Below are 12,168 nucleotides of genomic sequence, written 5' to 3'. Positions count from 1 at the left end.
GACCGACCCGCTGAGTAACACGACCAGCTACGCGTACTCCTCGATGGGCACGACGATTACAGATGCCCGTAACAATGCGACGGTTCACAGTTATTCGTTTGGTGCTCTCTCCACTGTGACAGCTCCTGGCGGGGTGACAACGAGCTTTGGCTATGATGGCAGCTTCAACAAAACGAGCGTCACGGATGCCAACTACAACACGACGGACATTACCTACGACAGCATGGGCAACGTCCTAACTGTCACCGATCCCTTGAGCAATGTGACAACCACGGCCTACAACGCCAAGAACGACCCCACGAGCGTGACGACTCCCAGTGGGAAAGTCACGAGCTATTCCTATGACTCTTCGGGGAACCTGACCAGCGTCAGCGATCCGCTCTCTCATTCGACCAGTTTGACGGTGAACGGCTATGGCCTGGTGACAGCGGCAACCGATCCACTAAGCCACTCGACGAGCTTTGGCTACGACAGTTACGGGAATCGAACGACCGTCACGGATGCTCTGAGCCACACGACCACGACGGCTTTTAACATCCTGGGGATGCCAACCAGCGTCACGGATGCCACTGGGAAAGTCGTGAGCACAAGCTACGACAACCTGGGGCGAACGGTCAGTGTCACGGCACCAGGAAGTCGAACCACGACGTTTGCCTACAATGTGGGTGGCATGAAGACGAGCCAAACCAACGCTCTGAGCCAAACCGATAGCTACGTCTATGACGATGCCGGGCGTGTGACAAGCCACACTGACGCGCTGAGCAGAACCGTGTATTTTGGCTACGATGCGGTTGGCAACAAAACGAGCTTCACCGATGGTCGCGGGAAAGTAACATATTACAGCTACACGAATCGCAACCAGCTCAGTCAAATCTCCTACCCTGACACCACGAGCCAGAGCTACACGTATGATGGTAACGATCAAGTTGTCACGAGTACTGATGGTCGTGGCATCTCTGCAACGTACACCTACGACGCAAGAGGTTATGCCACGGATGTAGATTATTCAGATAGCACGGCGGACGTGAGCTTTGGCTACAACAGCGACGGCCTGAAAACGAGCATGACGGACGGCACGGGCACGACGACTTACAGCTACGACAATGCGTTTAGATTAACGACTCGCTCGGCTCCGGCAGGCTCTGTCACGTACTCCTACACGAACGCTAACCAGCTTTCTACAAGAGCGGCGGGCGGCACGACAGTAGCGTATTCTTATGACAACGCCGGTCGGATGACCAGTGCAGTCGTAGGTGGTAGCCAAACGACTTCGTATTCGTACGACAACGCGCGTAGAATGACAAGCGTGAGCAAGCCCGATGGAAGCGTGGAGACCATAGCCTACGACAGCACGACCACGGACTTAACCTCGGTCGTTTCTGTCAAGTCTGGCACGACAATAGCGACTTCTACCTATGCTTACGACAGCCTGGGACGTAAAACGAGCGATACGGGTTCCGGCTACGCGACAAGCTACACGTATGACAATGCCGGTCAGCTAACCGGTGAGACTCGGACGGGTACGAGTGCCTACTCGATCTCGTACACATACGATAACGCGGGCAACCGAGCCACCAAAGTTCTTGGCGGCACGACAGAATCGTACTCGTACGATGATGCCAACAAGCTCTTAACGGCGGGCGGCAAATCGTACACATACGACAATGCGGGCAACACCACCGGCGTAAGTTGGTCGGGAGGCAGTATCAGTCTAAGCTGGGACGCAGAGTCGAGACTCAAGAGCGAGACGACGGGCGGCACGACGGTTAACTATGTCTTCAACGGCTTAGGCCAGCGTGTCCAGAAAACGGGCGGGGCAACAGCGACTTACACCCTCGCCGATGATGCAATAGACTCGGAAGTCCTGAATGACGGAGTAGCTAGTTATTTCCATGGTGCCGACGGCCTGATTTCAGAAAACCGAGGAGGGACGAGTAAGTTCTACCATACAGATGCTTTGGGAAGCGTTAGGGCACTGACCAACACAAGCGGCAGCGTAACGGATTCGCGCAGCACGGATGCGTTTGGACTTGTGGTGACTAGCAGTGGTTCGACTGCCACACCATTTGGATTCGCGGGTAATGAGAATTATCAGCAAGACGATGAAACAGGCTTGATGCGGCTGGGGCATCGCATGTACGATGCGAGTACGGGGCGCTTTATCTCTCGTGATCCAAGTACTGATGGTTATAATTGGTATATCTACTGCGAGAATGAACCTACCTATAAAATTGATCCAGATGGTTTGCAGACGGAAAAAGTTTCCGATAAGGGAAAGGATAAGGACAAGAAAAAACCTCCAACAAAACCAACTGAAAAATTTCCTGTAGGTCCTACCAAGCCTGTTCAGGGAATAGTTGTTGTTGATCCGGATACAATTACTCCTGTAGGTGGTGGTTTAGGGCACGGAAACACTGCGGGTACTTATGAGCCTCCCCGAGATGGTAAGCCAGGTAAGCTGACCATAATATACTACCCTTTCGGGAAGCCCAAGCCAGGGCCTCCCATAGAAAAACCAAAACAAGGCAGTGGGACACGCCCTCCGCTTATTCCCTCGCAGCCTCCGCCATTCAGCCGACCTACTCATCCAGTCGGAGGATACAACCCATTGAAACCAGGCGAAGCATACAATCCATTGAAGCCAACTCAGTCCCAAGAAGGAGGCAATTGAAAACTAAGTTCTCAAGTACAGAATAGTCCGAGTAAAAAACTGAGACAGTTGAGTTGTCAACTGTCTCAGTAGATCGTCATCAAGAACAACAAGAGTGAGGAAAGAATGAAACGAAATCTATCAACTTCTAAAAAACTGAAACTGAAGTATGTAAATGGAATCTACTTTACGGAAATAAAAATTAAGAATAAAATATATAAAATGATAGTCGATACAGGATCTCATTTTGTATTTTTTAGCGAAGATGCTGCCCGTCAAATAAATGAACCACTCAGGAATCTCGATAATGCTAATGCTACTGCGAAAGAATACTATAAAGAAAATAATCTCATAGCATATGCCGAAGCACCTGAATGTTATATCGGAGATGTTAATATAAGGCTTGGGTTTTTCGTTCATAGAGGAGATCTATTTAAAGATATTAAATGCGATGGAGTTTTGGGATTTAACTTTATTATGAATTTCATAACGGTTCTAAATTTCAAAGAAAAATATCTGGAACTTTTTTATCCCGAAAACAAAAGAAAAGTTAGTTTGAAAGAAATAGTAAATATTTGCAAATTCAAAACAAACTTTGTTAAAGTACCTGTTGGTTTTACAGAAGATTTCTTGTCTTTGACGATTGATTGTCATGCAAACAACATTGGTTTATTGAAATTGAAGTTTGATACTGGTGGCGCTAGGACAATATTAAATAAAAGACCTACGCCAGTCAATGATATTAAATCTCCAGGAACTAATATATCCGGAAAAGACAATGTGAGTTATGAAGTGAAAAATTTGTATGGTTCATTTAAATACACAACTGCTTTATTAGATTTTAAAATAAAAAATATGAAGTCAGAAAAAAGAGAAATTGCTTCTTTTTATGAAGGTGATGAAAACAATTCTAACCCTTTACCTCATGATGGTGTCTTAGGACTGGATGTTTTAGATGGGAAAATAATAATTATCAATTATGCTGATAAGGAATTACATATATCAGAGTAAATACAAACAGTAAACATTATTCCCTTTTTTCTCTTATGAAATGCGTGGCAATTCTTGACGAAAGTTACTCTATAAGAAACTTGGCAACGAGAAATGAGAGAGAATGATTGTAAGGTCTGGACAAAGGGCTAGACGTCGAACTGCAATGCGCTGGCGTGGGAGAAGAACCCGCGTGTAAAAGTGAACCACTCCGTCGGAGTGGCTTGGCCTACTTTGCAGGAAACTGCCAGGTAGATGGGGAATTCCTTGTCGAGGTTTCCTATGCGCTCTGCTCTCTGTCTTCTCTGCCTGCTACTCACTCTCACTGCCCGTGCCGCCGAGCTACCGTCGCTCCGTCTCTCGCTGAATGCTGCGCGTACCAAGCTCTCCGTACAGCTCACGGCAGAGGGCTGGCTCAAGGCTCCTGCAAATGAAGTCGCTCGTCAGGCGCTTCAAGAGGCGTTTGGTGCCGCACCCGAGAACCTGCGGGTCTATCCGCTTCAGGAATGGGACGAAGAAGCGTACACCGACGAAGACGAGAGCGAGGGTGCCAAACCCACAAAACCTGTCAAGCCTCCCAAGATCACGGGCTTTGCTCTGGTGGCACAGCTTCCTGTCTCCCGCTCTTTGCTGGAAGTGCGCGGCACGCTCGATCCTCGCCCGCTCCAGGCACTCTTTCCCGAGAAAAAGCCAGATCAGCTGAGTGTCTCTATCAGTCTCAACAACGCCAATGTGGGGCACGTGCTCTGCCAGGGGCTCTCCGAAAAAGTCCCCCTCTCTCTACCCCGTAGCCGCCGCACTCCCTTCCGTCAGTTTTCGGGAGAGCTTGCTGCCCATGCCATCCCGCTGACCTTTGCCGTAGGCTGGGACACCGCCGATCTCGCGCGGGTTCTCGGCCCGCCGTTTCTGCTCTTCTTGGTTCCCGTCATCGCGACCCTGATCTTTCGCCGCCGCGCCCAGCACGCTCTGGAGACGCTCTCTGCCGACGACGCCCGGCGTGCGGTGGCGACGGGTTATCTGCGCCTGCTCAACCATGGAACCCTGCTCTTCTCCCCGATCTGGCTGGGAATGTCCATCGCTCTGCGTCCTGAGCAAGTGTTTGGCTGGTTTTTAGGGCCGCCCAGCCCCGAGTTTGCGTTTGTCCGGGGAATGGGCAGTGTGGCTTTTCCTCTCTTTCTGGTGCAGCTAACCTGCGCCCTCATCTCCCATCCGGTGATCCGCCGTCTCCAGAAAAACGAGACGACCTTCCGAGATGTCTTCGCCGAGACCGGCGGGCAGTACTTGATTCAGTATGTCCCCGTTCTCTGCTTCTTTCTAGCTCTGGGCGCATTATTTGGGGGAAGCTTTCTTTTTCTTCTGCGTCTCGTCTCGCAGGAGCCTGAGCTCCGGGCAGCACTCTGGCGCGATCCGGGTCTGCACCGCGCGATTGGCTGGCTGGTGGCGGGCTTTGTCGCACGGTTCTTGTTGCCCGCGCTGGTGGGCGCACGCGGCATCACGACCGTCGCGCTTCAGAGTGGGCCACTGTTCGATGGTGTGCAAGCCCTAGCCCGTCAGATGGGAGTTCCTGTGCGCCAGGTTCTCTACCTCCAGACGGGAAAAGCGCTGGTTGCCAATGCCTTCGCCGCGCACGGCAATATTGTCGCCCTCACCGATCAGCTTGTCGCCTCCCTCACCCGCCGCGAGACCAATGCCGTGATCGCCCACGAGCTCGGGCACCTCAAGCAGAAACACGCCACGATCCTGGGCTGGCTCAACTCCCCGCTTGTCTTAATCGGCCTGATGATCTTTCTCGTGCCACGCCTCCCCAACAGTGCCGCGCTGGGCTGGCTCTATGTCCCGCTTCTTATTCTGGGGCAGACTTTTCTCCAGCTTGCCCTCTCGCGTGGCTGGGAGCGCACCGCCGACAAGCTCGCCGCACAGCTTACCGGCGATCCTCTGGCGCTCTTGACCGGGCTGGCAAAGCTGGCGCGGATCAACGGGAGCCCGGAGAGCTGGACCCGCTGGGACGAGTCACTGCTCACGCACCCCTCCACCCAGCGCCGCGCCGAGAACCTTATCCGCGCCAACCTCATCACCCGCGAAGACGCAGAGCGCGTCTTTGCGCCTCAAGCCACCCCCGATGAGGACTACTACCCGGCTCCGCCTCCCTCGCATACTTTTGTCTTCTCGGACCAGTGGCGACTGCGGCGGAACCTGCGAGGGATTCTAGGAATCCTGATACTCTGTGCCGCAATCCCTCTGATTGTCGCGGCAATTTTAGAGCGGGTGAACCTTGCGCAACCTCTTCTTGTGTCGGTGCTGGGAACGGCGGCGGCAGTTGCGCTCTATCCCCTTCTCTTCGTGTTTTTAGGAATCTCCAAAGACGAGATCGCCAAGCTCCGCCAGAGCCTGATCGCACAGGGCAAGCTCACCCCAGACGACACCGCGCACTTTGTCGGGATGACGCCGGGTATCTTGCCGCGAAGCCTCGCCAGCGGGGGCAACTGGGACTATGGCTTCCTGGTGCTGCGGGAAGACACCCTGCACTTTGTCGGAGAGCGCCGCGAGTTTGCTCTCACCAGTGCCGCGCTCTCGGAGGTCAGTCTCACCTGGCGAGCCGCTGCCGTGCGTGCCGTTTCCGCCGTCGTGCTGCGCTGGGGCCAGGGGGAGCGTGCCGCCTGTCGCCTCCAGAGCTACCCCCTGAGCACCACGCCCGCCCTCCTAGAGCACCTCAAGAGCTGGAAGGCACAGACCAATCCCGGCCCCGAGCCCGAGAGCCTGCCTTACTTTGCCACTCTGGAAGGTCGCACACCACGACAGATGGGCACCGCGCGTGCCATCCTGCCCAATTTCTGGGTACTCGGCCTCATGATCACCGGCATCTGGGCCTTCTCAGGAGTCGCACGCGGCCAGCTCCTGCCCATTCTCACCCCCGTCTGCTTTATCATGGGAGTAGAGTGGCTCAAAAACGCCCGCTTCCCCGAAAAGCAACTGATGGAAAGTGGCTCCAAGCCAGAGTAATACCAGAAGTTTTTTCAGGTAAAGTACGAGGTATGGAAAAAACAGTCGTGGAGTTCTTTGCTGGCATTGGTCTGATGCGTCTTGGCTTGGAGCAGACAGGCTGGCAGGTGAAGTACGCCAATGATATTTCGTCAGATAAAGAGACTCTTTACACGTCCAACTTTGGACGAGATCACTTTGTCCGAGGCGATATTCATGAGTTAGCGACGGCAAGAATTCCTACAGCGACACTAGCAACGGCCTCGTTTCCTTGCACCGATCTTTCCCTTGCGGGTGGCCGAGCAGGTCTTCAAGGTAAAGAATCCTCCGCATTCTGGGGCTTCATTCGTATTTTAAGCGAGTTTAAAGAACAAGATCGTATTCCTCCTCTTGTCCTTCTCGAAAATGTCGTGGGATTTCTGACATCCCATCAGGGAGCAGACTTGCACTTAGCACTTCAAGCTCTCAACCGACTAGGCTATGCCGTGGATGCAATTATACTTGATGCTGCATGGTTTGTTCCCCAGAGCCGCCAGCGCTTATTCATTATTGGGGTACAGCGTGAATATCGAGAAAAAGCGCCTTCCTCTTTGCCACTTGCCTCTCCGGTCCGCCCCAAAGCCCTCGTAGATTTCATGCTCCATCACCCAGACATTTCGTGGTGCATTACTCCACTTCCAAGTCCTCCTTCAAGAACAATCTCTCTCGCCGAAGTCCTCGAAGAGCTACCCGACGAGCACTCAGACTGGTGGAGTAAAGAGCGTGCTGACTATCTCCTCAACCAGATGAGTGACCGACATCGTAGTCAGGCGGAAGAGATGCGACAGGCACAGAGCTGGTCGTACGGAACGGTATTTCGCCGTATGCGACAGGGCAAGTCTATGGCCGAGCTGCGCACTGACGGCATTGCGGGCTGTTTAAGAACTCCTAAGGGTGGCTCGGCACGCCAGATTCTGGTTCGACTTGGTTACGGCCGCTATGATGTTCGCCTGCTCACAGGGCGAGAGTGTGCCCGGCTTATGGGAACGCCTGATAGCTTTCTTCTAGAGGTTCCCTTGAATCAAGCCCTCTTTGCTTTTGGCGATGCGGTCTGCGTCCCTGTCGTCACGTGGCTGTCAGAGAACTACCTCATTCCTCTCTACCGAGAGATCTCTGTCGGATAGACTTGCAGTCCATCCACAACGCGCAAAATGACTTCGCTATGTTCAACCACAAAGCCGAAGCTGATACTTTTGCGAAAACGTTGGCCACCAGAGGCGTAACGCTCCTGGTAGCCTTGCCGCCACGATTCAAAAACGGGCGCAAGTCTCGCAGCTTCAACATAGCGAACCACAAGACTTGTGTAGTCTTTGGAGTAAGAGATGAATAGATGATCTATCTGCGGGTCTTCATTGAGTTTCTCCTCACCATGTTCCTTGTGATACTGATACTCAAAGCTATTTCCCGCAACCGCTGACTTGACTTCGAGCTGGGTTAGATCGGAGCCATAGCCTACCCGTTTTTGGTCACCCGTGAGAATCGCTCCAAAAACCTCCCAGTCCACGCTGGGTACTTCCGACTATTGAAAATCCATAGCGCTGAAAGACGGCAAAGCGATCTTGGCAAAAGATATGCTTTTCGTAGTACTCCAGTGCCCCGAGAATATTCAATGCTCGCATCAGGCAATCTACTCCTCATACTCTTCGTTGGCGAACTCCTCATCGGCGAGGGCTTGGGAGTCGTCGGTGTCTTCTTTTTGCTGGGAGCGCAGGGCATCGTCTACAAGCGGGGCCAGAGTGGGCATCTCGATCAGAAAGGGCGACGGCCCGAGGGCTTTGGCGTTGTGGTACTGCGGCCACGAGAGGGCAAACTGCTCCTTGGCGCGGGTGATGGCGACATAGGCGATGCGGCGCTCTTCCTCAAGGCTATCTATCAGAAGCTCACCGTCGACGTAGCGCAGGCTCCGGTGGTGCGGGAGTAGGTTCATCGCAAAGCCCACCACAAAGACGCAGCGCCACTCCAAGCCCTTGGACTTGTGCACCGTCATCACATTCACCGCGTCCTGGCCCTTGCCCGCGTCTTTTGCCTTGCGCACCTGCCCGCCCACAAATGTCAGCATGCCCTCCGGTGCGAAGAAGCGCTTGCTCGCCGCGACCAGCTCATCCAGGTTGTCCATGCGACTAGAGCCCTCGCCCTCGTCCTCGCTCTCACCCTCTTCATTGAGAATGTAGTCGTCGTAGCCCGTGAGCCGCGCCGTGACCAGTCGTGCTTGAGCGGTCTCACCTGCTTCGTGAATCTCCTTGATCTGCTTCCGAAAGTCAAGAATCGCCACTTCCTGCTGGGTGTTATAGACCCCGTTTTTCAGCATCTCATAGAACGAGCACTTGTTCTTCTCCGCCTGCTCCTCCACTTTCTTGATAAAGCCCAGCCCCAGCGAGCGTGTGGGCCGCCCAAACTTAGTGCTGGCGATATTGAGAATGCGCTTACAGGCCTCGGTGCCCGCCTCGGAGTTCGGGTCCACAGAGAGCTGGAGGTAGGCAAGCAGGTCTTTTATTTCCTTGCGGTTGTAGAAGCTCGTGCCGCCAGTGATCTGGTAGGGAATGCCCGCATTGATAAGCGCGTCCTCGAAGCAGCGCGAGTAGGCATTGGTGCGGTAGAGCAGGGCAAAGTCGCGAAAGGCCATGTTCGGCTCGGTGCTCATCTGCTCCCGCAGGCGCTCCACCACCCAGAGCGCCTCGGCTTCGGCGTCTAAGTGCTGCGAGAGCCAAGGCTCTTGTGCAGAGAGCCGGGTGGGCTCCATCAAGAGTCGGTAGCGATCATCGAGCTCCGCGTGGGCGATGAGCTCATTGGCGACCGTCACAATAGTTCCCTGCGAGCGGTAGTTGGCGGGCAGGCGGATGATCTCACCGCTGGGGTAGCTGGTCTGAAAGCCCATCACGGTGCGCTTGGGGTCACAGCCACGGAAACCATAGATGCTCTGCCCCACATCCCCCACAATAAACAAGTTCCCGTGCTTCTTGGCCAGAAGGCGCGCGAGCTGCCACTGCACCTCACTGGTGTCCTGGGTCTCGTCCACTAAGATGTAGTCGAACTTACTCAGATACTCCGCATTGGCCGCCTTATCGTCGCGGATAAGAAAAAGTGCCTCGATCAGCAAGTCATCGAAGTCGAGGCGTTTGGCCGGGACTTTCGAGAGGACATCCATCTCTTTCTCTTTGGCCTTCTCGTAGCAGCGCCAGAACTTCGCGACGCTCAGCACCTGTGCCTCGTCCCAGTCCGGGTAGAGGCGCGAGAGAGCACTCTCAGCCTCTTCGCAGCTATGGCCACAGTTCTTCGATGCCGAGACGGCCAAGAGCGCGAGCTTTGGGTCCATGCGCATGTTCTGGCCAAACGGCGGCTGTGGGAGCGACTTGTAGTGGCTGGTCTTGCCCAGAATCGCTCTGCAGACCCGCTTTTGCCAGTACTCGTCGGCTAGATCAAAGCGCCCCTCTTTGCCAAAGCGCTCCGCCCACTCTTTCTTGAGGATGCGCAAGCAGTGCGAGTGAAACGTCCCGATCCAGAGCCCTGCTATCGCCTCTTCCCCGAGAAGCTTTGCCAGACGCTCGGCCATGTCATCGGCGGCGCGGCGGGTAAATGTCGCCACCAGAATCTTCTCCGGCGTCACGCCCTCGGCAATGAGACGTGCAATGCGCCGAATGAGAACCGTCGTCTTGCCAGACCCGGCTCCTGCCAGCACCAGCGCCGCGCCTTGTGTGTGCAGAAACGCCTGAAGCTGCTGCTCGTTCAGGCCAGCGGCAAGGTCAGCAACATCAATGGATTTCGGGGTAGGCGTGGGCATCGGGGAGTCAGACATGGGCAGTTCATCCTACCGTAAGCCCCACCCGTTTGCCAGCAAGTTTGCCTAGATTTCAGCTTTGTAGACTCTCGCGGCCAGCAAGGCGCTTTTTACGGCGGCGACCCACTCTGCGTCCTCAAAGTCGGTCGCTTCGGCTTCGGCGTAGTTTTTTGCGCCGTCGTAGGGCTGGTTACGATTGCCGAAAAGCTCCTCAACGACTTTCTCTGGCACGCCTTTGACCTTGAGATACAGCCGTCCCTCGCCGATAATCGCCGCGAAGCTCTCGTTGAGATAGACGCCCCACTCGCCAAACATGGGCTTAGCACGCACAACACCGAGCTTTTCCAGGTGCACAAGGTAGCTATCGACAATTGCTTTATCCGTCATTTTTTTCCTAAAGGCGCTTCTCGTTTGTCTCTGCCCGCCTCACCCGTCAAGGTGGCGGCAGCGCTCCCAGGTGAGGCGAGCCGTGGCGGCGGTGGTGCTCCCTCCCAGCACCTTCCAGAGCGCGACTTCGGCATCCCGAAACTCCAGCCAGAGCCGCTGCGCATTGACCTGCGTGGTGCGGCGCTTCGCGGCATCGGAGCTACCGCCTTCGACCAAAACGCTTTTCCAGAGCCGGTTGAGAAGCGTGTCGGCGTCTTTGAGGTCTTTGCCGTCGCCCAGGACACTCGGCCCGGCCAGCAGGAGCAGCAGGCTCGCGACCCGCTCCTGCGTGAGAGCCGCCGTAGTCCCCGCCTGCAACTGCGATTGTGCCGAGCCACCGTCGAAGGCGAGGGCAACCGCCTCCGCCTCGCTGGAGCGAAACGCGATCCAGGCGAGCTGTGCTTTCTTGAGCGCCGCGAGCGCGGCAGGCTTTGCCCCGAGCACACTGCGCAGGCGGCTATAAACCCGGTTAAGTTCCGCATCCGCCCGCGCGGCCTCGTCGCGTGCCAGAGCGTTGAGTGTGTGTTGATCCAGTGCTTGCATGGCTCGTATGGTACCTTAATCGTCATTATGCGTTTACTCAATGCCACGTCGTTTGAGGACATGATTGCGCTCTACCTCAAAGCGGAGCTGACGGGCAGGTTCGGCGGCGAGATTGAGGCTCTGCTGGAGCGGGAAAAAGCAAGGCGGTTGGTTATCGAGAACCCTGACCTCACAAGCGAAGCCGACAACACGCTCCGTCGCCGCATTCTGGCGGGGTACCGTGCCTATGTGTTCGAAGACCTCCCCGAGCATGTGCAGTGGCACCGCGCCCTGCTCACCCGCGACGACGTGGCCAAGGTGCGCTACATCGACTACTCGTACTGGAACGAGCTGTCCAACCACACCCGCCTCCCGAGCGTCGCAGCGGAGGTCGTTCGCTCCGGTCGTGAGGTATTCGGGGTGAGCAACGAGGGCTTTCTCCAGGCGGCACAAGCCCTACGGGAAGGTGCGCACTTTCCCGAGCTGATTCTCGTCGCAGAGTCGCCCGACTCGGCGCTGACCGTGCTGGAAGGGCACAAGCGACTAACGGCCTATCTGCTTGCGCCCGAGTGCCTGCCTGATGAGTTAGCCATAATCGTTGGATTTGCCCCCGAGTGCGCTCGTATCTAATTGAGTAAGGTCTACTTGGGAATGTCTGAGCGGAACGGCCCGGCGGGTAGCCCTTCTTTGTTCCAGAGGTTGGTGATCGGGAAGTTGATAAAGGCGTAGCGGACGGCCTTGGGCAAGGGCACTTGGGCGCAGGTGACGACCACTTTATCCGTGCCCT

At 55.3% G+C, this 12,168-nt stretch carries 9 protein-coding genes; 5 read left to right on the top strand and 4 right to left on the bottom strand.

Annotation, left to right across the window (positions count from 1 at the left end; genetic code table 11):
• The 4 genes from RMO15_RS21415 to RMO15_RS21400 form a co-directional block, all read left to right on the top strand.
• A partial coding sequence (locus RMO15_RS21415; RefSeq protein ID WP_309716896.1) for an RHS repeat-associated core domain-containing protein occupies nucleotides 1-2,671 on the top strand: 2,671 nt, incomplete at its 5' end.
• A gap of 105 nt (nucleotides 2,672-2,776) precedes the next feature.
• Nucleotides 2,777-3,661, top strand: a complete 885-nt coding sequence (locus tag RMO15_RS21410; protein WP_309716892.1) for a hypothetical protein — start codon at nucleotides 2,777-2,779, stop codon at nucleotides 3,659-3,661.
• 246 nt (nucleotides 3,662-3,907) lie between these two features.
• Nucleotides 3,908-6,640 (top strand): M48 family metalloprotease, encoded by a 2,733-nt coding sequence (locus RMO15_RS21405; protein ID WP_309716887.1) that lies wholly within the window; start codon nucleotides 3,908-3,910, stop codon nucleotides 6,638-6,640.
• Nucleotides 6,641-6,672: 32 nt separating this feature from the next.
• Entirely contained in the window at nucleotides 6,673-7,782 is a 1,110-nt protein-coding gene (locus RMO15_RS21400; RefSeq protein ID WP_309716874.1) for a DNA (cytosine-5-)-methyltransferase, read from the top strand.
• Here the strand turns inward: RMO15_RS21400 and RMO15_RS21395 are convergent.
• From RMO15_RS21395 to RMO15_RS21380, 4 genes are all read right to left on the bottom strand, one after another.
• The gene (locus RMO15_RS21395) at nucleotides 7,758-8,162 is read right to left on the bottom strand and encodes a hypothetical protein (RefSeq protein WP_309716871.1); all 405 of its coding nucleotides are present in this window, start codon (nucleotides 8,160-8,162) and stop codon (nucleotides 7,758-7,760) included. The genes RMO15_RS21400 and RMO15_RS21395 overlap by 25 nt on opposite strands.
• A 123-nt stretch (nucleotides 8,163-8,285) precedes the next feature.
• The gene (locus tag RMO15_RS21390; RefSeq protein ID WP_309716867.1) at nucleotides 8,286-10,451 is read right to left on the bottom strand and encodes an ATP-dependent helicase; all 2,166 of its coding nucleotides are present in this window, start codon (nucleotides 10,449-10,451) and stop codon (nucleotides 8,286-8,288) included.
• A 48-nt stretch (nucleotides 10,452-10,499) separates the two neighbouring features.
• Nucleotides 10,500-10,820 carry a TfoX/Sxy family protein gene (locus RMO15_RS21385; RefSeq protein WP_309716864.1) on the bottom strand — a complete coding sequence of 107 codons (321 nt, stop codon included), beginning with the start codon at nucleotides 10,818-10,820 and terminating at the stop codon, nucleotides 10,500-10,502.
• Nucleotides 10,821-10,859: 39 nt separating this feature from the next.
• Nucleotides 10,860-11,402, bottom strand: coding sequence for a lysozyme inhibitor LprI family protein (locus tag RMO15_RS21380; protein ID WP_309716859.1), 543 nt, complete (start codon nucleotides 11,400-11,402; stop codon nucleotides 10,860-10,862).
• A 27-nt stretch (nucleotides 11,403-11,429) separates the two neighbouring features.
• Between RMO15_RS21380 and RMO15_RS21375 the strand changes: the two genes are divergently transcribed.
• Nucleotides 11,430-12,011, top strand: coding sequence for a hypothetical protein (locus tag RMO15_RS21375; protein WP_309716854.1), 582 nt, complete (start codon nucleotides 11,430-11,432; stop codon nucleotides 12,009-12,011).
• Nucleotides 12,012-12,168 lie beyond the last annotated feature (157 nt).

The sequence above is a fragment of the Armatimonas sp. genome, assembly GCF_031410135.1.
Taxonomy (GTDB): domain Bacteria; phylum Armatimonadota; class Armatimonadia; order Armatimonadales; family Armatimonadaceae; genus Armatimonas.
The sequence above is the reverse complement of the archived record's forward strand: the minus strand, read 5'-3'. Positions and strand labels throughout refer to the sequence as shown.